The 21,925-nt window shown below is 69.4% G+C and carries 20 protein-coding genes; 10 read left to right on the forward strand and 10 right to left on the reverse strand.

Features of this window, described 5'->3' with window-relative positions; genetic code table 11:
- Window positions 1-2 precede the first annotated feature (2 nt).
- Window positions 3-602 (reverse strand): cysteine hydrolase family protein, encoded by a 600-nt coding sequence (locus HDA39_RS25605; RefSeq protein ID WP_184799192.1) that lies wholly within the window; start codon window positions 600-602, stop codon window positions 3-5.
- Between the two features lie 350 nt (window positions 603-952).
- Here HDA39_RS25605 and HDA39_RS25610 point away from each other — a divergent pair, with 350 nt between their 5' ends.
- Both HDA39_RS25610 and HDA39_RS25615 read left to right on the forward strand, forming a co-directional pair.
- Window positions 953-2,038, forward strand: a complete 1,086-nt coding sequence (locus tag HDA39_RS25610; protein WP_238356143.1) for an aldose epimerase family protein — start codon at window positions 953-955, stop codon at window positions 2,036-2,038.
- Window positions 2,039-2,174: 136 nt separating this feature from the next.
- Window positions 2,175-3,674, forward strand: coding sequence for an alpha/beta hydrolase (locus tag HDA39_RS25615; RefSeq protein WP_184799196.1), 1,500 nt, complete (start codon window positions 2,175-2,177; stop codon window positions 3,672-3,674).
- A 133-nt stretch (window positions 3,675-3,807) separates the two neighbouring features.
- Here HDA39_RS25615 and HDA39_RS25620 read toward each other — a convergent pair whose 3' ends face one another.
- Window positions 3,808-4,395: a DJ-1/PfpI family protein gene (locus HDA39_RS25620; protein ID WP_184799198.1), complete on the reverse strand. Its 588-nt coding sequence runs from the start codon at window positions 4,393-4,395 to the stop codon at window positions 3,808-3,810.
- A gap of 71 nt (window positions 4,396-4,466) precedes the next feature.
- On the opposite strand from HDA39_RS25620, the gene HDA39_RS43815 reads away from it, so the two are divergent.
- Both HDA39_RS43815 and HDA39_RS43820 read left to right on the forward strand, forming a co-directional pair.
- Entirely contained in the window at window positions 4,467-4,877 is a 411-nt protein-coding gene (locus HDA39_RS43815) for a helix-turn-helix domain-containing protein (RefSeq protein WP_337925890.1), read from the forward strand.
- A gap of 17 nt (window positions 4,878-4,894) precedes the next feature.
- Window positions 4,895-5,206 (forward strand): helix-turn-helix domain-containing protein, encoded by a 312-nt coding sequence (locus tag HDA39_RS43820; protein ID WP_337925891.1) that lies wholly within the window; start codon window positions 4,895-4,897, stop codon window positions 5,204-5,206.
- Here the strand turns inward: HDA39_RS43820 and HDA39_RS25630 are convergent.
- The gene (locus HDA39_RS25630) at window positions 5,161-6,357 is read right to left on the reverse strand and encodes an FAD-dependent monooxygenase (protein WP_184799200.1); all 1,197 of its coding nucleotides are present in this window, start codon (window positions 6,355-6,357) and stop codon (window positions 5,161-5,163) included. The genes HDA39_RS43820 and HDA39_RS25630 overlap by 46 nt on opposite strands.
- 106 nt (window positions 6,358-6,463) lie before the next feature.
- Here HDA39_RS25630 and HDA39_RS25635 point away from each other — a divergent pair, with 106 nt between their 5' ends.
- On the forward strand, window positions 6,464-7,156 hold the full coding sequence (locus tag HDA39_RS25635; RefSeq protein ID WP_184799202.1) for a TetR/AcrR family transcriptional regulator: 693 nt from the start codon (window positions 6,464-6,466) through the stop codon (window positions 7,154-7,156).
- Between the two features lie 41 nt (window positions 7,157-7,197).
- Here the strand turns inward: HDA39_RS25635 and HDA39_RS25640 are convergent, their stop codons facing one another.
- Window positions 7,198-7,980 (reverse strand): SDR family NAD(P)-dependent oxidoreductase, encoded by a 783-nt coding sequence (locus HDA39_RS25640; protein WP_184799204.1) that lies wholly within the window; start codon window positions 7,978-7,980, stop codon window positions 7,198-7,200.
- A gap of 108 nt (window positions 7,981-8,088) precedes the next feature.
- Here HDA39_RS25640 and HDA39_RS25645 point away from each other — a divergent pair, with 108 nt between their 5' ends.
- Together HDA39_RS25645 and HDA39_RS25650 are read left to right on the forward strand one after the other, a co-directional pair.
- The gene (locus HDA39_RS25645) at window positions 8,089-8,682 is read left to right on the forward strand and encodes a TetR/AcrR family transcriptional regulator (RefSeq protein WP_184799206.1); all 594 of its coding nucleotides are present in this window, start codon (window positions 8,089-8,091) and stop codon (window positions 8,680-8,682) included.
- Between the two features lie 42 nt (window positions 8,683-8,724).
- Window positions 8,725-9,927 carry a cytochrome P450 gene (locus HDA39_RS25650; protein ID WP_184799208.1) on the forward strand — a complete coding sequence of 401 codons (1,203 nt, stop codon included), beginning with the start codon at window positions 8,725-8,727 and terminating at the stop codon, window positions 9,925-9,927.
- Window positions 9,928-9,974: 47 nt separating this feature from the next.
- Here HDA39_RS25650 and HDA39_RS25655 read toward each other — a convergent pair whose 3' ends face one another.
- A complete protein-coding gene (locus HDA39_RS25655; RefSeq protein ID WP_184799210.1) occupies window positions 9,975-11,402 on the reverse strand; it encodes a hypothetical protein in 1,428 nt (475 codons plus the stop codon).
- Between the two features lie 285 nt (window positions 11,403-11,687).
- Between HDA39_RS25655 and HDA39_RS25660 the strand changes: the two genes are divergently transcribed.
- The gene (locus tag HDA39_RS25660) at window positions 11,688-12,596 is read left to right on the forward strand and encodes a phosphotransferase (RefSeq protein ID WP_184799213.1); all 909 of its coding nucleotides are present in this window, start codon (window positions 11,688-11,690) and stop codon (window positions 12,594-12,596) included.
- On the opposite strand, the gene HDA39_RS25665 is transcribed toward HDA39_RS25660, so the two are convergent.
- From HDA39_RS25665 to HDA39_RS25680, 4 genes are read right to left on the reverse strand one after another with little or no spacing between them, the layout of a single operon-like run.
- A complete protein-coding gene (locus tag HDA39_RS25665) occupies window positions 12,588-13,763 on the reverse strand; it encodes a Gfo/Idh/MocA family protein (RefSeq protein WP_184799215.1) in 1,176 nt (391 codons plus the stop codon). The genes HDA39_RS25660 and HDA39_RS25665 overlap by 9 nt on opposite strands.
- Window positions 13,764-13,785: 22 nt before the next feature.
- On the reverse strand, window positions 13,786-15,117 hold the full coding sequence (locus tag HDA39_RS25670; protein ID WP_184799217.1) for an ABC transporter substrate-binding protein: 1,332 nt from the start codon (window positions 15,115-15,117) through the stop codon (window positions 13,786-13,788).
- Between the two features lie 27 nt (window positions 15,118-15,144).
- Window positions 15,145-16,029: a carbohydrate ABC transporter permease gene (locus HDA39_RS25675; RefSeq protein ID WP_184799219.1), complete on the reverse strand. Its 885-nt coding sequence runs from the start codon at window positions 16,027-16,029 to the stop codon at window positions 15,145-15,147.
- The gene (locus tag HDA39_RS25680) at window positions 16,019-16,900 is read right to left on the reverse strand and encodes a carbohydrate ABC transporter permease (RefSeq protein ID WP_420488737.1); all 882 of its coding nucleotides are present in this window, start codon (window positions 16,898-16,900) and stop codon (window positions 16,019-16,021) included. The genes HDA39_RS25675 and HDA39_RS25680 overlap by 11 nt, the downstream gene beginning before the upstream one ends.
- A gap of 192 nt (window positions 16,901-17,092) precedes the next feature.
- On the opposite strand from HDA39_RS25680, the gene HDA39_RS25685 reads away from it, so the two are divergent.
- The gene (locus tag HDA39_RS25685; protein WP_184799223.1) at window positions 17,093-18,844 is read left to right on the forward strand and encodes a hypothetical protein; all 1,752 of its coding nucleotides are present in this window, start codon (window positions 17,093-17,095) and stop codon (window positions 18,842-18,844) included.
- Here HDA39_RS25685 and HDA39_RS25690 read toward each other — a convergent pair.
- Window positions 18,841-20,700 carry a hypothetical protein gene (locus tag HDA39_RS25690; protein WP_184799225.1) on the reverse strand — a complete coding sequence of 620 codons (1,860 nt, stop codon included), beginning with the start codon at window positions 20,698-20,700 and terminating at the stop codon, window positions 18,841-18,843. The two genes, HDA39_RS25685 and HDA39_RS25690, sit on opposite strands and share 4 nt — an antisense overlap.
- A gap of 144 nt (window positions 20,701-20,844) precedes the next feature.
- Between HDA39_RS25690 and HDA39_RS25695 the strand changes: the two genes are divergently transcribed.
- Window positions 20,845-21,924, forward strand: a complete 1,080-nt coding sequence (locus HDA39_RS25695) for a substrate-binding domain-containing protein (protein WP_184799227.1) — start codon at window positions 20,845-20,847, stop codon at window positions 21,922-21,924.
- Window position 21,925: the final 1 nt, after the last annotated feature.

Raw genomic sequence — 21,925 nt, forward strand, 5'->3', positions numbered from 1 at the left:
GGTCAGGATCCCACAAGGACGCCGGCCTGCTCGTCGAGCGTCCGGATGGTGGCGAACCGTCCCGCCAGCGCGTACTCGGTCCGCTCCACGACGACCGCCGGCATCAGCGTCCGCGGGTCGGCCAGCACCTCGTCGAGCGAGGTGTCCCACGGCAGCGTCCAGTGCGGCAGCGGCGTCGTCGCGGTCGCCTCGGTGACGAACACCACGTCGTACCCGAGGTCGGACGCGACCCGCGTGGTCGTCTCGCAGCACTGCTCGGTCCGGATCCCGCTGATCACCAGCTCGCGGATCCCGTGCTGAGTGAGCAGCTGCTGCAGATTCGTGGTGGTGAAGGCGTTGTGCGACGTCTTGCGGATCACCGGCTCGCCGTCGCGAGGCTCGAGCCCCTCGATCAGCCGGACGTGCCCGTTCGCCGGGTCGAACGCGCCACCGGTCCCGGGCTCGGTGTGCAGGACCCACACGACCAGGTCGCCGCGGTCGCGCGCGGCGTCGACCAGGCGGTTGACGCGGTCGGCGATGTCGGGGTGGTTCACGGCCTGCCAGTTCGGGCGGACCCGGAAGGACTCCTGGACGTCGATCACGATCAGCGCTGTCTGTGTCATACCCCCAGCCTGCTTGTACGGCGTTCGCGGCGACAGGCAACATCGCGACCCGCGGCGGACCGATCCGGTCAACCCATCGGCCATCACGCCACGACGCCGTCAGTCATCGGACGAATCCGAACGGTTACGAACTGTTCCAAACATCGGACATCGGTGCTTACAGTGCCCGAGGCGGTGTGAGAACGCTCTCGCCGCCCACCCGCCCAACCGACTGAGGGGACTTCATGACCGACCACCTGCCTCGTCGCCACGTCCTGCGAACCGCCGGCGCCCTCGGACTCGGCGCCGTCACGGCCGGGGCACTGACCAGCCCCGCCGGCGCCGAACCGGCGGCTACTACAGTCGCGTCCATGGGTTCACACCACGGCCGCCTGTCCATCCGCAAGGACCCGTTCGGCACCACCCCAGAAGGGGCCGGCGTCGACGTGTACACCTTCTCCAACGGTCGAGTGACCGTCTCGATGCTGACCTGGGGTGCCACCATCCAGCGGGTCGAGACCCCGGACCGCCGGGGCCGCACCGAGAACATCAGCCTCGGCTTCGACAACCTGCCCGACTACGCCAAGCTCAGTCCGTACTTCGGCGCGACCATCGGCCGCTACGGCAACCGGATCGCGAAGGGTCAGTTCTCGATCGACGGGAACAAGTACCAGATCCCGGTCAACGACGGCGAGAACGCATTGCACGGTGGCACCCTCGGCTTCGACAAGAAGGTCTGGAAGGCGAAGGTCGTGCAGACCTCGTCGCACGTCGGGGTCGCGTTCACCTACGTCAGCCCGGACGGCGAGATGGGCTTCCCCGGCACGCTGACCACCACGGTCACCTACACGCTCGACTTCGACGACGACCTGCGGATCGACTACCACGCGACCGTCGCCGGCAAGCCGACCGTGCTGAACCTGACCAACCACGTCTACTTCAACCTGGCCGGTGAGGGCAGCGGCTCGATCGAGGGCCACGTGCTGGAGCTGAACGCACCGTCGTACACGCCGGTGGACTCGGGCCTGATCCCGACCGGCGAGATCGCGCCGGTGGCCGGTACGCCGTTCGACTTCCGCCGGCCGACCGCGATCGGCAAGCGGCTGCGCGAGGACCACCCCCAACTGGTGATCGGGCGTGGCTACGACCACAACTTCGTGCTCGGCGGCAAGGCCGGCCACGACGGGCTGCGGTTCGCCGGCCGGTTCACCGATCCCGGGAGCGGCCGGACGGTTTCGGTCCGCACGGCCGAGCCGGGCGCGCAGTTCTACAGCGGCAACTTCCTCGACGGCACCTTCCAGGGGATCGGCGGCAAGACCTACCGCCAGGGCGACGCGTTCGCCTTCGAGACCCAGCACTTCCCCGACTCCCCCAACCAGCCGAACTTCCCGTCGACGGTCCTGCGCCCCGGCCAGACCTACTCGACCCGCACGATCTACTCCTTCGGCACCAAGTAGTCCGTCGGCCCCGGGACTCGCGCGGGTCCCGGGGCCGCAACTTTCGGTGGACGGGGAAAGGGCCGCCCGGGGGACGTGCCGGAGGGTGTGGTTCGCGAAGAGTTGGTCGCGTCCACAGAATCGTCCGGAGGGACCCATGAAACGCACAGCCGTACCGTTGACCGTCGCCGTCGCCTCGCTGGCGGTCGCTCTGGTCCCGGGAATCTCGCCCGCGAGCTCCGCCGCGACGCAGGCACCACCTGGTGGCATCCAGTGGGAGAAGTGTCCGCCCGAGATCGCGCCCGTGCCGATCCCGGAAGGGATGCAGTGCGGCACGCTGAAGGTTCCGCTGGACTACAGCAAGCCCGACGGCCGGAAGATCGACCTCGCCGTCTCGCGCCTGCCCAGCACGAAACCCGGCGCGCGGCGCGGCATCTTACTGACCAACCCCGGCGGCCCTAGCGCCGGGCAGAACTACCCGGCCTTCCTGGTCGCGACCGGTCTCCCGCAGAGCGTGCGCGACAGCTACGACGTGATCGGGATGGACCCCCGTGGCCTCGGCAAGAGCACCCCGGTGACCTGCGATCTCACACCGAGCCAGCTGGGAACCGGCAACATCCCGCCGTACGCGAAGAACGCCGCGGACGTGGCCAAGCACGCCGCGGTCATGCAGCAGGTCGCCAAACAGTGCGCCACCTCGAAGACCGCGTGGATGCTGCCGCACATCAGCGCTGCCAACACCGCCCGCGACCTGGACAGCATCCGGATCGCGTTCGGCGAGTCCAAGATCTCCTACGCCGGCGCCTCCTGGGGCACCTACCTCGGCGCGGTCTACACCACGATGTTCCCCCAGCACAGCGACCGGATCGTGCTGGACAGCAACCTCGGCCCCGGCGGCTGGGACTATCCCAGCAACAGGCTCTGGTCCCAAGGTGTCCAGGACCGCTTCCCGGACTTCGCCAAGTTCGCCGCGGCGAACCACCGCGAGTACGGTCTCGGCCGTACGCCGGCGCAGGTGACCGCGAAATTCCACGAACTCGCCGCGCGGCTGGAGAAGAACCCGATCCAGACACCGGACGGCCCGTTCGACGCGATCGCGTTCCGGCTGATCAACTTCGGGCTCCTCTACGGCCCCACCCAGGCCCCGCTCCTGGCCGGGATCTGGAAAGCCGTCGACGCGAACCAGCCGCCGCCCCCACTGCCCGGCGACCCCGCCGGCGCCGAAAGCCTCATCTCCGGGCGCTACTACATGATCTGCAACGACTCCCGCTGGCCGCAATCGGTCAAGACCTACCAGCGCAACGTCGCCGTCGACCGGATCAAGTACCCGCTGTTCGGCGCGGCCGGCGCCAACATCACCCCCTGCGCCTACTGGCCCGACCCGGCCGAGAAGCCCGTCCGGATCACCGACCGCGGCCCGTCCAACGTCCTGATGGTCCAGAACCTCCGCGACCCTGCCACCCCGCTCGCCGGAGCCAAGCAACTCCGCAAGGCCCTCGGCGACCGAGCCGTGATGGTCACCGCCGACCAGGGCGGCCACGGCGTCTACCCGCTGGGCAAGAACCGGTGCGCGAATCACGCGGTGACGACGTTCCTCACCACCGGCGAACGCCCGCAGCGCGACTACCACTGCACGGCCGACGCCGAGCCGCGGTGAGCCAGGCGCCCACCTTGACCAGGTAGTCGCGGAGCTCGATGTCGATGCCGGTCGCAGTCCTCGGGGCGAGGAGGCGGCCGGCATCGCTGTTGCCGACGATCTTGGCGCAGCGCTTCATGAGGCAACCGATCCGTCATCGGCGCCAGACGGTGCCCTGCCGGTCCCGGCCGATCCACTGTTCCAGCGCCACCACCTCGGCGGCCGCACCGAGCTCGCGTTCCAGCAGCCAGCACGCAAGGTCGACGCCAGCGAACCACCCGGTGCCACAGGTGACCAGGTCCCCGTCGTCGACGACCCGCGCGTCGATCACCTCGGCCCATTCGGCCAGCCGCTCGAGATCCACCCGATGGGTGGTCGCCGGCCGACCGGCGATCAGCCCGGCCGCGCCGAGCAGGAGTGCGCCGGAGTCGATCCCCGCCAGGACGAGTCGGTCCCCACCGACGGCCTTCGCCTCGGCCAGCTGCCGGGGAATGACCCCGCTCGCGATCTCCTCCACGATCCAGCCGCCGGACACCGCGAGCACGCGGGCCGTCTCCGGCGACCACGGCACCAGGTCCCCGAACGTCGTCCCGTAACAGCCGGTCACCTGGGTGCGGCCGTCCGCCGTCACGAGGTACGGCTCCACCGCCAGCCCGCGCCGCCGAGCATTGGCGAACACCGTGTACGTCGCCAGCGCGTCGAGCTCGGCGACTCCTTCGAACATCAGTACGTCGATCCGCATCTGGCCATCGTCGTTCCGGCGGAGCAGCGAAACCCAGTCGCGGGAGAGACAGCATTGGCTAGATTCGAGCCATGCACACCGTGGCGATCCTCGCGCTCGACGGCGTGATCGGTCTCGAACTCACCGGCGCCTGCCAGATCTTCGCCACCGCGGCCGGTCCGGTCCGCGGGGAGCGCCTGTACGACGTCCGCGTGTGCGGCGATCGCGACGGGACCAGCGTGCTGGCCTACGACCGGCCCGTCTTCCGCGCTGAGGCGCCGTACGGGCTGACGGCCGCATTGAGCGCGGACACCATCGTCGTACCGGCTGCCCATGAGCCGGCCTCCGAGGCGGTCGCGGTGATCCGCGAGGCGCATCGGTGCGGCGTACGGATCGCTTCGATCTGCACCGGCGCCTTCGTGCCCGGCGCGGCCGGCGTCCTGGACGGGGCGGCCAGGCGCAGTACGTTCCCGCGCCTGTTGTCTCCGGCAACGAATCGCTGAATCCCTTACAGGACTGGATGACCGAACACCTGGCCGAACCTCTGACCCTGGCCACCCTGGCTGCCCAGGCCTCCATGAGCACCCGAACCCTGAGCCGGCGGTTCCGCGCCCAGACCGGCACCACACCGCTGCGGTGGCTGATCAACCAGCGCCTCCACCGTGCTCGCGAACTCCTCGAGACGACAGACCTGAGCGTCGACCAGATCGCCGCGGCCGCCGGATTCGGCAGTCCGGTGATCCTGCGCCAGCACTTCGCCCGCGTGCTCAGCACCACGCCGAGCCGCTATCGCCGGACGTTCGCGCGATCCACCGAAGACGCAGCCGGGTAGTCGCGGAGCTCGATGTCGTTGGCGGCCTTGTCGGCGTACTTGGTCATCAGCTGGAACATCCGCGAGCCCAGGAACCAGTTACGCAGCTTGATGCCGGTCGCGGTCCTCGGGGCGAGGAAGCGGCCGGCATTGCTGTTGCCGGCGATCTTGGCGTAGCGCTTCATGATCTCGTCGTACTGCGCGTAGGCCTGGCTATGGTTGCCTTGAGCAACCGCCAGTTCCCCGGCCAGGACGTACGCGCCCACGACGGCGAGCCCGGTGCCGAACCCGCCGAGAGTGTTCCCGTACGCCGAGTCGCCGACCAGCGCGACCCGGCCCTTGGTGTACCTGCCGTTCAGCCGGACCTGGCTGAGCGAGTCGAGGTAGACGTCGTCGAAGCCGTCCAGCTCGTCGAGCATCCGCGGGACCTGCCACCGGACGTCGGCGTAGACGGTGCGCAGGATGTCGCGCTGCGCCGCGGTGTCGTCGCGGCTGTAGTCGAGTTCCGGCGAGGCGAACATGTACAGCTGCTGGGCCTTCGAGCCGCCGGTGACCGCGAGCTTGCCGGGCGCGTTGTGGCCGTGGGCAACCTGTCGGTCGCGCGATCCGGCGCCGCTCCACGGGCTCGCGCCGGCGACGCAGTAGTAGTGGCCGAGGTACTTCACGAAGTCCCGCTCGGGGCCGAAGGCGAGCTTCCGGACGCGGGAGTGGATGCCGTCGGCACCGATCACGAGGTCGAAGGTCCGGGCCGGACCGTGCTCGAAGGCGACCTCGACGCCGTCCTCGGTGTCGGTGAGCGCGCTGATCGAGTCGCCGAAGAGGTACTCGCAGTCGCCGGCGGTCCGCTCGTACAGGATCTCCGAGAGGTCGCCGCGCAGGATCTCCAGGTCGCCGCCGGTGAAGTCACCGGACATCACCATCAGCTGCTCGTCGTTCTCGTCGACGAACACGGTGTCGGTGGTGCCGGTCCGGCGCTCCCGGACCGCGTCGAGGATGCCCATCCGCTCGAGCACGGCGAAGTGGGTGCGGCCCTTGAAGTCGACGGCCTGGCCGCCGCGGCGCAGCTCCGGCGCACGCTCGACGACGGTGACGTCGAACCCGTACCGGTTCAGCCAGTACGCGAGTGCGGGTCCGGCGATGCTGGCGCCGGAGATCAGGACGGACTGGGACATGGCGGCCTCCTCTGGAACTGTGTCTGATGGAATCTGTTTCCGGTGGACACGAATTAGAGTATGGTAGACACAGTTCGACGTCAACAGTGATTCGAGGAGGCCCGCGATGCCGGCACCGACGGCGGTCGAACTGCTCTGGGGCACGCAGCAGCGCGCCCGGCGGGGACCGAAGCCCGCGCTGTCCCTGGAACGGATCGTCGGGGAGGCGATCGCGCTGGCCGACGCGGAAGGGCTGGCCAACCTCTCGATGCAGCGGCTGGCCGAGCGGCTCGGCTTCACCAAGATGTCGCTGTACCGGTACGTCCCCGGCAAGGCCGAGCTGACCGCGCTGATGCTCGACACCGCGATCGGTACGCCGCCCGCCCCGACCCCCGACTGGCGCGCCGGCCTGCAGATCTGGGCCGACACGATCTTCGCCCGCTACAGCACTCACCCCTGGACGATCGACCTCACCACCGGCCAACGCCACGTCGGCCCCAACGAGCTCGGCTGGATGGAAACCGCCCTCACCGCCCTGGCCGGCACCGGGCTCACCGGTTCAGAGCGCCTCGACACGATCGTCCTGCTCAACGGCCACGTCCGCAGCCTGGTCGAGCAACTCGCCCCGCCCAACGCGTCCCCCGACACCTACTCGACCCAACTCGCCGAAACGATGGCCGAGGTCGGACACCTCTACCCCGCCGCCACCGCCGCCTTCGCCGAGGAAGCCACCGCCGGCCACACCGGCAACGCCCTCCAGTTCGGCATCGACCGCATCCTCGACGGCCTCGCCGTCCTGATCACCCAACGCGGCACCTGAAACTCACGAGCCCCCACGGCCTCCCGACGATCCGGTCCGGGTCAGGCGCTCTTCACGATGCCCGCGTCGATCAGGTAGTCGGCGCCGACGATGCTGGCGGCGCGCGGTGAGCACAGCTGCACGATCAGGTCGGCGATCTCGGCCGGCTCGATCAGGCGGCCGGTGAGCATGCCCTGCTGGGCGGGGAGTCCGGCGAGCAGGTCCTCCTGCGGTACGCCGAGCTGGCGCGCGAGCTGACCGCCGTACCCCTCGGAGGACTCCCAGAGCGCTGTCCTCACCGGGCCCGGTGAGACCGTGTTGACGCGGACGCCCTGCGGGCCGAACTCGCCGGCCAGCGCCTTGCCGAACGCGGTCAGCGCGGCCTTGGCCGTCGTGTAGGGAACAGGCCCGGCGGTAGGCATCCGCGCGCTGTTCGACGAGACGTTCACGATCGCCCCGCGCCGGCCGACCAGGCTCGGCAGCGCCGCCCGGGTCGCGCGCACGGTCGCGAAGAAGTTCACTGCGAAGACCTGCTCCCAGGTCGCGTCGTCGAACCCGAGGAATCCGCCCGCGACCTCCCCGTCGCCACCGCCGAGGTTGTTCACCAGCAGATCGAGCTCGCCGAGCTCCCGGAGCGCTTCCTCGACCAGTCGCGCGGGCCCGTCGGGCTGCGCCAGGTCCACCTGTACGACGTACGCGCCGGTCTGCCGCAGTTCCGGCGTACTGGTCCGGGCCGCCGCGACCACCCGAACGCCTTCCTCGACCAACTGCTCGACGACGGCCAGCCCGATCCCCCGGCTGGCTCCGGTGACGAGCGCGGTCTTGTCCTTCAACTGGAGATCCATGGTCACACCTTCGCTAGTTGCGTCGTTGCTGACCTCGAAACCGTACTACTTGCATCATTTCTGACGCAAGTAGCTGGTCAACAGCGACGCTCCTGTAGTATTCGGGACATGACCGACGTCTCTGCCCGCCCGCTGCGCGCCGACGCCGAGCGGACCGTGCGGACGATCCTGGAGGCGGCCGAGCGGACCCTTGGGCGCGATCCGGCCGCCACGATGGAGGAGATCGCCGCGGCCGCCGGGGTCGCCCGGACGACCGTGCACCGCCGGTTCGCCACCCGGGAGGCGCTGATCCTCGCGCTGGCGACCTGGGCGTCGCAGCAGCTGGCGGCCGCCGTCGAGCAGGCCCGGCCCGACACCAGCCCGCCGATGGTCGCGCTGTACCAGGCGACCGTGAACGTGCTCCGGGTGAAGATCTCCTGGGGTTTCTCGATGAACGTGAACCTTGCCCAGGGCAACGAAGTGGCCGCGATCCAGGCCGGCGTACAGGCCGCCTGCGACCGGCTCTTCGCCAAGCTGCGCGACACCGGCGACCTGCGGGCCGACGTCGACCCGGTCTGGGCCCGCCGGGTGTACTACGCGCTGATCCACGAGGCCTGTCAGGACGTCAGCGCCGGGCGGCTCGACGAGGCCGACATCGACACGATCGCCACCCAGCTGATCGACACCCTGCTGCACGGCGTCGGCCGCCCGGCGACCCGCTGACCCGGCGAGCGAAGGGTTACCTCAGTCCGTAGGGTCGGGAGCATGACGGAGACCGTGCTGAACATCCCGTTCGACGACGCGTTCCGGTTCGACCCCTCACCGACCTTCGCGGAGCTGCGGGAGAACCGTCCGGTCGCGCGGGTGCGGACGCTGGCCGGGGCCGAGGTCTGGCTGGTCACCCGGTACGACGACGTGAAGCTCGTGCTGGCCGACCCGCGGTTCTCGCGGGCCGCGGTGGTCAAGCAGGGCGCGCCGCGGGTCGCGCTGGCCAAGCCGATGCCGAACAGCCTGACCACGACCGACCCGCCCGAGCACAGCCGGCTGCGCAAGCTGGTGTCGACGACGTTCGCGCACCGGCGGATCGAGCGGACCCGGCCGTGGGTCGCGGAGCTGTCGGCGCAGCTTGCGGACGACGTCGCCAAGGCCGGGGACGGCGCCGACATTCGGCAGCTGGTCGCGTTGCCGTTGCCGATCCAGGTGATCTGCCAGCTGCTCGGTGTCCCGTACGAGGACCGCGAGCAGTTCCGTGAGTGGACCGAGCTCGGCTACAGCATGAAGATGGCCGAGAAGGACCTCGTCGAGAACGCGATGACCGAGCTGACGGCGTACATCGAAGCGCTCGTCGAGCGGAAGCTCGCGACCGCGGACCAGCCGGCCGAGGACCTGCTCGACGAGTTGGTCCGGGCGCGGGAGCAGGGCGACCGGCTGAGCCAGGAGGAACTGATTGCCTTCGGCGTCAACCTGCTGGTCGCCGGGCACGAGACGTCGGCGAACCAGATCTCCAGCTGCGTCGCGACGTTGTTGCGCTGGCCGGAGAACTGGGCGCGGCTCGTCGACGACCACGCGCTGGTGCCGTCGGCGGTGGAGGAACTGCTGCGCTTCAACCGCTTCTCGGAGGTCGGTCAGTTGCGCGTCGCGGTCGAGGACCTCGAGCTGCACGGCGTACAGATCAAGGCCGGTGAAGGGGTGATGGCCGCACTCAACTCGGCGAACCGGGACCCGCGGGTGTTCACCGATCCCGACGAGCTACGGCTGGACCGCAAGGAGAACCAGCAACTCTCCTTCGGCTTCGGCCCGCACTTCTGCCTCGGCGCCCAGCTGGCCCGCATCGAACTCCAGGAGTCCTTGCTCGCCCTGCTCCGCCGCTTCCCGAAGCTGTCACTGGCCAAGCCCGCCGAAGAACTCGAATGGCGCAGAGTCCTGGTCAGCGGCCTCGCCGAACTCCCGGTCAACCTCGGACACTGAAAGGAGCCCGCGCCAACCGGCGCGGGCTCCTCAGCACTACAAAAGAACTAGTTCTGTGAGACCAGGTCGTGCTCGGTCTCGTACTGCTCGATGAAGCGGCTGGCCATCGGCTCGCTGCAGCCGATCGCCTCGGCGAGCTTCTTCGCGCTGCGCTCGTGACCGTCAGGCCAGTCCGAGAGCATGTTCCACGCGCGCATCCGGCGCTTCTCCAGGTCGGTCGGCTCGGGCTCGCTCTCGGCCGCGACGACCTTCGGTGCGGGCTTGGCCTTCGCGGGCCGGGCCGGCTCGGTGACGACCTTCGGCTCGACGACGACCGGCTCCGGGAGCACCGGCGGCAGCACGGACTCGACCGGCTCCGGTACGCCGGGCCGCGCGACCTGGTCGGCCGGCGCGAACGGCGACGGCTCCTGCGGCTTCTGCACCACCGGCGACGCCTTCACCGGCCGCCGCGATCCGTTGACGACGTGCTCGGCCTCGTCCTCGACCACCTCGGCCTCGGCGACCCCTTCGGCGTTGACCGGCGGGTCGACGATGGCCATCAGCTCACCGGTCATCGCCTCGCCCCACGCGTCCTCGTCGCGGATGTTCACGCCGCCGTCGGCGCGCACCTGCTGCGCCTTCAGCGCCTTGCCCTCGACCACCCAGACCGCGGCCCGCAGGTCGTTGCGCTCCTCGGCCGGCGGCTCCTCCGGCGGCGGCGAGATGGCCCGGGTCAGCTTGTTGGTGACGACCTCGTAGTTGATCCGCTCCTCGAGCATCCCGGCCAGCCGGTCCGCGTCGTAGGTCGTCTCGGCGATCTTGGCCAGCCGCTCGTCCTGGTGCTCGGAGCGGATGTACTCCGCGACCGTGCCGGCGATCGCGTTCCGCCGGGCCGCGTTGCGGACATGGTCGCGCGCCGCGCGCAGGCTCTCGAACATCCCGTAGCCGTGCTCGATCGCGAGCGACCGGGCCTGCCAGGTCAGCCGCGGCTCACGCAGCCACTGCACGACGCCGTACACCGGTCCGGTGTTGGCCATCTGGCCCGACACCCGCAGCGCGTCGCGTCGCCGGGCCGAGCTGTGGATCAGCCAGAGCACGTAGGCGAACGCGGACAGGCCGCCGAAGCCGAAGGCCAGGAACCGCTCCTCGGGCCGCCAGTGGCCGACGACGTTGAAGACGAGCGCGACGATCGCCGCGAACAGCGACATCGCGCGGTAGGCGTAGGCCTGCTCACCCTTGCGCCGGCGCAGGTCGGCGAGCGCCGCGGTCGCCACACCGCCGAGCTCGATGACGGCGACGGCGGGCGTGACGAGAGCGATCTTCAGGAACGTCGAGAAGCCCTCGTCGGGCCAGGGGATGTGGGTGACGCCGGCCCAGACCTGGCCGACGAGTGCGGCGGTCGCCGCGGTGGCGTAGAAGGCGTAGGCGACCTTGTCCGCACCTGTGAGGGGTACGTTCCTGAGTTCGCCGGTACTGGTGCTGGTGTTCTCCTGCAAGACGTGATCTCCTGACCGGTTTGGGCTCTCCGGCAGTTCGTCGGTGGTGGTCGGCGTACCGCGACCGTCTGGGCCTCCCCAGGCAAGTACTGCAGCGGCTGCACGAGGCTACCGGTTCCTGGGGCGTTCAGGGGAGGTGAATCCGTACAACGATTCCGTCCTACCCCACTTGCCTCATCCGACCCGCAGGAAAACCCGCTTCCTCCGGGGCGCCCGAGTACGGAATCGTCTGCTTCAGTACTCCCAACGCCTGCCACCCCCGCGACGTCACGCAAAGGACATCACATGGTCCGCACCCTGAGATCGTTGCCCCACCCCGACAGCCTGCGCGACCACCTCGCGGAGGTCTACCAGTTGCCCTTCACCGGGTGCGTGCTGCGGCGCTCACTGGTCAACGACGTCTACGAACTGACCACGCCGGCCGAGGCCTTCGTCCTCAAGCTGTACGCCGGCCGCCCGCTCGCCGACATCCGCTGGGAGGCAGGACTTTCCGATCACCTGCTCGGCAAGGTGGCCACGCCCGCGGTCCAGCCGCTCGCCGACGGCGCGGCGACCGGCGTACTGGCGCTGCCGGAAGGCGATCGGCCCTTCGTCCTGACTACGTTCGTCGACGGTCGCAAGCCGCAGCCGCCGTTCGACGACGAGCTCTACCTGGCGTTCGGCGAGCTGATCGCGCGGTTCCACCTCGCGGCCGGGACCTACACACCGGTACGCCGGTCCGCCGAGCACCCCGACGGTCTCGACCGGTTGGTCGACGAGATCGTGCCGCTGGTGTCGCCGGCCGACGCGGAGATCGTCCAGGCGCTGGCGGCGGCTGTCCCCGGAAAGGTTGCCGACGGCGCGAGTCGCGGCATCCGCCACGGAGACGTGTCGCTCGACAACGTGCTCGTCACACCGGAAGGGCTGAACCTGCACGACTTCGACCTGGCCGGCGAGGGGTTCCTGGCGGCCGACTTCTGCGGCGTCGCGTCGACGCCGTACTGGCAGGCGTTCCGCACGGGGTACCAACGGCACCGCGAGATCGCGGCGGCGGACCTCGCGGCGATCGACTGGCTCGGCGTGGCCGGGCGGATCGCGAACCTGTCCTTCCACCTGGTCCGCAAGCCGCAGTGGTACGGCACCGAGTCGCGGGGCGAGGGCTGGGCGGCCGGCGAACTGACGGAGCTTCGCCTGGCCGCCCGCCGCCTACTGTGAAGCCCAGGGAGTGTGGAGCTCGCTGAACAGCGCGAGGTTCTCGGCGGCCTGCTCGGCCCACTTGCTGACGTCGGTGACGACGGGGTGGCGTTGCGAGCCTTCGCCTTGCCAGGTGACGTAGGCCGGGTCGATCTCGCGCGGCGGGTCCGCGAGCCGGACGGCTTCGAGCACCTTGGTGAATCCGCCGAGCTGTTCCAGTGGCGCGAGCAGTTCGACGGTGGGGTCTGCGCGATGCTCGATCAGGTTGAGCAGCAGGTCGTCGCGTTCGGACGGCGTACTGGTAGTGGTGATGCCGTCGACGGTGAGGTCGAGGCGGTCGGACGAGTACGTCAGGACGGCGCGGCCGCGGGAGCCGTGCACGATGATCCGCGGGTCGCCGCCCGGCGGTTCCGCGGCCAGGGTGAGCGCGGCAACGATCGTCGTACCGCGGGTGGTGCGGATCCTGACGGTCGAGGTGTCGTCGGACTCGATCGGGTTCGCGCGGTACAACTCGGTCTCCACGGAGCTCACCTGGTCGGCAGCACCCGATCCGTCCACCAGCAGAGCGGTCGCCGAGGAGTGCGCGAACGCGTTGGTCACCGCGCCGTCCACCACTGCGACACCGTCGAGCTCCCGCCGGCCGGACCATCGCGCGCGCTGCCAGTACTCCTGGGTACGGATCCAGGTGCCCACGGTCCCGATCCCGCGCACCTCCCCCAGGCGCCCGTCGGCCACCCACTGCTTCATCGTCCGTGCCGCCTTGGACCCGTGCACCTGAAAGCCGACCTGACAGCTGCGCCCGGTCTCTTCCACCAGCCGTTGCAACCGACCGAACTCCTCGAGCGAAGCAGCCGGCGGCTTCTCCAGCAGGACGTCGGCCCCCGCCCGCAAGGCGAGTTCGGCCAAGGGCGCATGGGTGTGAATGGGCGTGCTGATCACCACCACGTCGACCTCGGCGCCCGCGAGCAAGCTCTCCAGGTCGGCGAAGACCTGAGTGCCCTCAGGCAATTCCTCCACCCGAGTGACCCGCCCGCCGTGCCCGACGCCTGGCTTCGCCGGCGGGGCGAGCTGGGGGTCGGCGACGGCTGCGAAGTGGATTCGGCCGGTGGAGTGGAGGTCGATGCAGTGGCGGACGTGCGACGTGCCGTGCCCATGCACGCCCACCACGGCGACCCTTGGCTTCACCATGAATCAGTTGCCTCCTGCATCCTTACTTGGCGAGTTCGTTGTTCATCTCGTCGAGGAACTTCTGCGCGGCGTCCGCCGGTGGCAGGCGGCCGAACAGGACCTCGGTGGTGTAGCGCTGGATGATCTTCTCCACCTGTCCGCCACCGACCGGCGGGGGCGGCGACGGCTTGCCGAGCTCCTTGGCGATGGCCTGGATGAAGGCCGCGGAGGAAGCGTCGGCGGGCTGCAGCTTCGACGTTACCGCCGCGCGGATCTCGGTGTTCGGCGGGACGCCGCGCTCGGCCAGCAGCAGGTTGCCGGCGCTGGTGTTGTTGGCCAGGTAGCTGACGAACTTCGCGGCCTCCTTCGGGTGCTTCGACCGCGACGAGATCGACCAGAACATCGAGCCCTTGTAGTACGCGCCGTTCTCGGCCGCCTTGCCGGTCGCGCTCGGCAGCCGCAGCAGCTTGAGCTGCTGGCCCGACGCCTTGCTCAGCGCGTTCAGCTGGTTGCTCCAGGCGTAGCCCATCGCGAGCTTGCCGGTCGCCATCCCCGACTGGTCCAGCGGCGCCGTCATGTCCTGCGAGGTGAACTCCGCCGACGGCGTCGCCTTCGACGCCTGCAGGGCGAGCAGGTTCGTCCAGTACTGCGTGAGCTTGTCCTTGCTGACCCCGAGCTTGCCGTCCTCGGTGAACAGCGACTCGCCCTGCTGCCGCGCCCACATGTTCAGGCTCGCGTCGTTCGTCCCGTACGCCGCCGTACCCCAGCCCTTGCCGTTCAGCTTCTGGCTGATCTCGGCCGCGGTCCTGGCGTACTCGTCCCAGGTCCACTTCGTGTCGTCCGGGATCGCCACTCCGGCGGCCTTGAACACGGCCGGGTTCGCCACGATCGTGAACGCGTTGATGCCGGCGTTCAGCCCGTACAGGCCGCCGTCGAACTCGCCGGCGCCGAGCGTGTCCGGCTCGAACTTGCCGGTGTCGAGCCCGTCAGCCTTCTTCAGGTCGAGCAGCGCGCCGCGGTCGGCGTACTCGCGCAGGTACTTCTCGTCCATCTGGATCACGTCGGGCGCGTCGTTGGCGGCGACGGTGGTGGCGAGCTTGTCCCAGTAGCCGGCCCACTCGCCGAACTCGCCCTTGATCTTGATGTTCGGGTTCTCCTTCTGGAAGGAGTCGATCACCTGCTGGGTGATCTTGTGCCGGGTGTCGGACCCCCACCAGTTGAACCGGAGAGTGACCTCTCCGCCGGCGGAGTCACCGCCACCGCCGGAGTCGCCCCCGCAGGCACTGGTGGCCAGCAGGGCGGCGGCCATCGCGACGGCGGCCAGGGCCCGCACCCGCCGGCGCGGCGGTGCGGTCAGTCGGGGGAGCGGCCTCATGGTGGTGAACCTTTCTGCTGAGCGGGACTACTTGATGCCGGTGGTGGCGATGCCCTTGATCAGGAACCGCTGGCCGAGCAGGAACGCGAGGAAGACCGGGACCAGCGAGACCACCGACATCGCGAACAGCGAGCCCCACGACGTACTGGCGGTGGCGTCGACGAAGGCCCGCAGCGCGACCGGGACGGTGTACATCTTCGGGTCGGTCAGGTAGATCAGCTGACTGAAGAAGTCGTTCCAGGTCCAGATGAAGGTGAAGATCGTGGTGGTCGCCAGGGCCGGCACCATCAGCGGCAGGATCACCCGCAGGAAGATGCCGCCCTTGCCACAGCCGTCGATCCGGGCCGCCTCGTCCAGCTCGCGCGGGATGCCGCGGATGAACTGGACCATCAGGAAGACGAAGAACGCGTCGGTGGCCAGCAGCTTCGGCACGATCAGCGGCAGGAACGTGTTGATCCAGCCGGCCTGGCTGAACAGGATGTACTGCGGCACGATCACCACGTGGATCGGCAGCATGATCGTGACCAGCATGATCGCGAACCAGAACTTCTTGCCGGTGAAGTTCAGCCGGGCGAACGCGTACGCGGCCATCGAGCAGGACACCAGGTTGCCGACGATCGAGCCCAGGACGACGGCCGCCGAGTTCAGCAGGTAGCGGGTGAACGGTTCGGTCAGCGCGTTCCAGCCGATCCGGTAGTTCTCGATCCGCAGGTCGCGGACCAGGATGCCGGGGTCGCGGAAGATCTCGTTGCCGGGGCGCAGTGAGCTGACCACCATCCAGATCACCGGGTAGAGCATCACCACCGCGGTCGCGGCCAGCGCGACGTGGGTCAGCGCGGGCCGGACCCGCCGCCAGGCGAGCGTCGTACCGGAGGTGGCCGGGACCGACCGGGGCAGCGTCTCAGTCGTCATAGAACACCCAGTACTTCGAGGCGACGAAGTTCGCCGCGGTGAAGACCCCGATGATCACGAGCAGGAACCACGCCATCGCCGAGGCGTAGCCCATGTCGAAATTGCCGAAGCCACGGTCGTAGAGGTAGAGCGTGTAGAACATCGTCGAGTCCGACGGGCCACCCGTTCCGCCGGAGACGACGAAGGCCTGGGTGAACGACTGGAACGCGTGGATGATCTGCAGCACCAGGTTGAAGAAGATGATCGGTGTCAGCAGCGGCAGCGTGATGCTCGCGAACCGGCGCAGCGGGCCGGCGCCGTCGACGGAGGCTGCCTCGTAGTACATCGCCGGGATCTGCCGCAGGCCGGCCAGGAAGATCACCATCGGGGCGCCGAAGGTCCACACGTTCAGGACGACCAGCGTGCCGAGCGCCGTACTGGGGTCGGAGATCCAGCCCTTGCCGTCGAAGCCGAGCGGGGCGATCACCTGGTTGAGCAGTCCGTCGGTGCCGAACACCTGCTTCCACAGGATCGCGATCGCGACGCTCGAGCCGAGCAGCGACGGCAGGTAGAACACCGAACGGTAGAAGGCCATCCCGCGCACGCCACGGTCCAGTACGACGGCCAGCAGCAGCGCGACCGCGAGCTGGAGAGGAACCGAGACGAAGACGTAGGTGAAGGTGACCTTCAGCGAGTTGTGCAGCCGTTGGTCGGACAGCATCCGGGTGAAGTTCTCCAGGCCGGTCCACTGCGGGGCCTGGATCAGGTTGTAGTCGGTGAACGCCAGGTAGAGCGACGCGATCATCGGCCCGATCGTGATCACGAACAGGCCGACCAGCCACGGGGACAGGAACAGGTAGGCAGCGACATTGTCCTTCTTCTGCCCACTCAATTTCTTTCCTCCGGTCAATTTGGAAAGCGTTTACCCAGGTCGGACAAACTAGTGGAGCGAACCGGTTCAGACAAGGTCTCGTCGGGTGATTGGGTGACCGGTTCCGGACACCTGTGAAGTCTTGACAGTGCAGTGCCGCCGAAGAACAGTACTGGGCATTTGGCAATCGCTTTCCGAGTCGGTGGAGGCATCATGCAGCGTCGTACTTTCCTGGCCGGGTCACTCGCCGGACTGTCCGCGGGGACCGTTCTGCCGAGCGTCGCCGGCGCCACGCCCGCGGCCGCCGACGAGGAGCTGCTGACGCTGCTCACGCGCGTGAACGAGACGCAGATCCCGCTCGTGCTCGGCAACTACCAGAGCACCGGCGACAGCGTCCGGGCCGTCGCCCGCAAAGCCCGGCGGCTGGTGTCGGGCTACATCTGGAACCGCTCGCGTTTCCTCCACGACGCCACGCTGCTCGCGCCACTGCGTTTCCTGGTGGACAAACTCGAGAGCACCCAGAACGACGACGGTACGTACGACGTCGGCAACCTGCACTCGCCGCCGGACAGCGCGTTCGCCGTCCAGGACTTCTGCACCGTCTACGCCTTGCTGGAGGCCGACGGCAGCCCGGACACCGAACCCCACCGCGCCGTTCTCGAACGCATCATCCGCAAAGCCGGCCCGGCGCTGGCCTCCGGTGGCGTCCACACTCCCAACCACCGCTGGGAGATCTCGGCGGCGCTCGCTCGCACCCATCACCTGTTCCCCGACCGCCGGTACGCCGCGCGCATCGACGACTGGCTGGACGAGGGCATCGACGCGACCCCCGACGGGATCTACAGCGAACGCTCCGCGACGTACGCCTCGGAGGTGACCAACCCGAGTCTGCTGACAATCGCCTGGTTGCGCCACAAGCCTGAGCTGCTCGGGTTCGTGCGCCGCAACCTCGAGGCGACGCTGCACCTGCTCGAGCCCAACGGCGAGGTGGACACGATCGCCTCCCGGCGCCAGGACCAGACCCGGGTCCGCGAGGTCTGGTGGTACCTGACCCAGTTCCGTGAGCTCGCGCTGCACGACCGCGACGGCCGGTTCGCGACCGTTGCCAAGGACATCGAACGGCGCGGGACCGGGGAGCTCGGCGACTTCCTGGCCGAGGTGCTCGAACGGCCGGAGCTGGCCGCCGTACTGCCTGCTGTGAAGCCCGCACCTGCTGACTTCGTGGCCGAGTTTCCGGCGCACTCGCTGGCTCGGGTCCGGCGGGGCGACCGGACCGCGACCGTCTTCGGCGGCACCGACTTCCACGACATCCCGGTGATCGCGTCCGGGTTGTCCACCAACCCGACGTTCTTCAAGCTCCGGCAGGGCGCCGCGATCCTGGACTCGGTCCGGCTCTCGCCGCAGTTCTTCAGCACCGGGCACTTCCGCAGCGACGGCCTACGCCGTACGGGGTCACGCACGTTCCGGCTCGAGGACGAGGTGAAGGTGCCGTACCACCTGCCGCTGCCCAAGCGGTACCGCCGCAAGGACGGCGCGTACGCGCTCACGCTCGACGGCCGGTTCTACGCGTCGATGGACTTCCCGCACCGCCCGAAGCAGTACCGGACGCTGCGCACGACCGTCACCGTCGCCCAGACCGGCCACGGCTTCGACCTCACCTTCGCGCTGGACGGCTCCGAGGTCCCGTTCGCGGTCGAGCTGTGCTTTCGCGCCGGCGGGACGCTGTCCGGGGTGGAGTCCTTGGGTGCCCCCGGCAACTACCAGCTGACCGAGGGCACCGGCTCGTACGCCGTCGGCAGCGACCGGATCGAGTTCGGCGCCGGCAACGGCCCGACCCGCGTCGCGATGGACCCGGGCGAGCGTTACACCCAGCTCAACGGCTCCCTCGTCCCGGACGGCGAGCGGGTGTACGTCACCGGCCGCTCCCCCGGACGGCTCACTCTGCGGCTGCGGACGTTCTCCTAGCGGCAGTGGACGGTGGTTTCGAGGGCCCCGTCGTGCGGGATGCGCAGGACGTGGACCCGGCGGCGCTGGTCGCGGAGGTAGGTCCTGGTCGACGTAGTGAGCGTCGCCGGGCGTACTCCTGACCAGGTGATCGTGATGGTGCTCCGGCCGCGCCTGACGGTCAGGCTGCTGGCGGTGGCACCGCGGGACTCGTTGTACGGGACCGCCGTGCCGTCGGAGAACACGACCTCGTCACCCGGCTGGAGGACGAGCGGGATCTGCTCGGTCGCGGCCGAGGTCGCGGTGACGCGACGGGTGACGGAGTCGCGGGTGGTCACGAGCTCGGTCACGACGTCGGCAGAGCGGTACCGGACGAAGTCCTTCGAGACGTACTCCGCGACCAGGTTGCTCTCGGCATCGGCCTTGCCCGCGCGGACCGTGGCCCAGCAGCCGGTCGCGGTCTGCTGGGCGTGGATCACGGTGCCGGCGTGGGGATGCCAGAGAAAGCCGGTGCCCGCCTTGACGGCGCTGCCCGGCCGGGTCCCGAAGAAGGCTCCGAGGTAGAAGCCTGGGCGGCGTACGTAGAGGTAGTCCTGGTTCTCGACGCGATCACGGCGCAGTTCGGTGAAGGTGTCCTTGCGCAGGTACGGAACCCTGGCGATCGCGGCCCGTTTCGCGGCGCGGCTCGGCAGCGCTTCGCCGTACGGCGCGTGCGCGATGATCCGTGGCGAGGTGTCCTGCTTGGCCAGCGGCGGGACCGGGGCGGGGTCGGCGGCCCAGGCCGCGCGAGTCGCGGCGCGGTCCTCGCGGGTGGTGAAGAACGCCGCCAGCTCGGGAACCGCCGGGACGAAGAAGCTGCCGAGATTCGTCCGGTCGGGATCGGGGACGACGTCGTCGTAGTACGCCGTGGCGGTCCGGTCGGAGACGGCGTAGTAGGTGAGCCAGCCGGAGCCGTCGGGCTCGCGCAGCAGGTTGTAGCTGAACCAGTCGGTGAACTTGCGGGTCATCGAGACCAGCGCCGGGTTCTTCGTGAGCAGGTGCAGCTCGGCCATCTCGGGGAGCATCACCTCGAAGTTGTAGTTGATGTCCATGCCGCGCGGGTCGTAGAAGAAGCCTGCTGGGCTCTGCGACCACTTGGCGACGAAGCGGATGCGCTCGTCGAGCTGCCGGCGGAGCTGCTGGTTGGGAACGAGCTTCAACGTGAGGGCCGAGCCGGCGACGCCCGCGACAGCCTGGTTCGTGTACGCGAACGGGTCGTCCCAGACCTGCGTGGTGGCGGGGTCGAGGTACCAGGCGACTCCCTTGCTGAGGGCACCTTCCAGCTGGCGCCGGCGAGCGGGGAGGGCCTTGGCCTGGCGAAGGTTCGCGAGCGTCTTGGCGAGGTAGCCGAGGCCGAAGCCGCTGGAGGCCTTGCCGCGCTCGCCGGGCGCGTACTCGGGCCAGGAGCCGTCGGGGTTCTGGAGTTTCAGGTAGTGCTGGATCGCCGCGTCGAGGCGGGCGAGCAGCGCCGGGTCGCGGTAGTACGGGTTCCAGGGGCGGCGGTTGGCGTAGAACCAGCTGAGCGTGAAGACGTGCTCCTGGACGCGGGAGTTGAACGGCTGCGCGGGGGTGCGCCACCAGCCGCCGGCCATGAACCCGTACGACGCGGAGTCGGTGTCGACGACGTCGTTGGTCATCGGGGCGAGGATCGCCAGATAGCCGGCGAAGCGCTGCTCGAGCGGGGCGAACAGGCGGCGCGCGGGGGCGCCGGGCGGGAGCGGCGGGAGTTTCGCCAGTGGACCCGCGGCTGGCGCTTGCGCGTGGGCGGGTGAGGCGAGGACAGGGGTGGCCGCGACAGCGGCCGCGGTGGTCAGCAGGGCACGGCGGGTCAGTGGCATGAACAGAACGTTCCGGCCGTCCACTGTGGATCGTCAAGGGTCTGGCGATGCTAATTCGTATTACTTGGGGACTGTGCTCTTGACGACCTCCCACGGACGCTCTAGCGTTCCTGGGCAATACGTATTACTCAAGGGAGATCGACAGTGCGACTGACTCAGCGGGACATCGCGCGGCTGGCGCGGGTGAGCCAGACGACCGTCTCCCTGGTGCTGAACAACCGTGCCGACGCCTCCGCGCGGATCCCGGCCGACACCCGCGACCGGGTGCTCAAGGTGATCCGTGAGACCGGGTACGTCGCCGATCCGCTCGCGCGCCGCCTGCAGCAGCAGCGCAACCAGATCCTCGGTGTCTTCACGTACGAGTCGGTGTTCCCGAGCGCGAGCGCGGACTTCTACCACCCGTTCCTCAGCGGTATCGAGGAGAGCGCCGAGGAGCGCGGCCTCGACCTCCTGCTCTTCACCAGCGCCCCGGTCACCGACGGGCGTCGCCGCGTCTTCCACGCCAACAACCGCCTCCGCCTGGCCGACGGTTCGCTGCTGCTGGGTCGCCACATCCCGGCCGAGGAGCTCAGCCGGTTGGTCGCCGAGCAGTATCCGTTCGTCTCCGTCGGTCGCCGCGACGACCCGGAACGGGTCGAGCCTCAGCCGGGCTCCCCCTCCCCCCTCCCTTCCACCCCCGCCGCCCGCGCAGCGGGCGGCGGGGGTGTGGTTCCGTATGTCGGCGCTGACTACGTGTCGGCGACGGCGACGCTCACCGAGCGAGCCTCGGGGCTCGGCCATCAACAGGTCGCCTTCGTCGGACCCGGCGAAGGGGCCGAGTCCTCCGCCGATCGTCTGCGGGGCTTCCGGCAGATCGCCCCGCGTGGGCTGCACATCGCCCCCACCGATCGCCCGCTGTCCGGTGTACTGGACGAGCTGCTCGCCCAGCACTTCACCGCCGTGTTCGTCGAGGACCTGGCCGATGCCGACGCGTTGGCCGAGGCGGCTCGCGGCCGTGGGCTGACCGTTCCCGGCGACCTGTCCGTCGTCGCGCTCGGCGACGCGAGCCGGCCGGTGCCGAGCGACGTCGACTACTCGGGCTTCCACATCCCACGCAAGGAGATGGGCCGCCAAGCGGTCGGCCTGCTCGAGGCGATCCTCTCCGGTGAAACCCCGGACCTCCAGCAACTGCTGCCCTGCGAGCTCGTCGTCGGCAGCACTCTCGCGCCACCGAAAGGTCTCTAGC

It is taken from the genome of Kribbella italica, from assembly GCF_014205135.1.
GTDB classification, from domain to species: domain Bacteria; phylum Actinomycetota; class Actinomycetes; order Propionibacteriales; family Kribbellaceae; genus Kribbella; species Kribbella italica.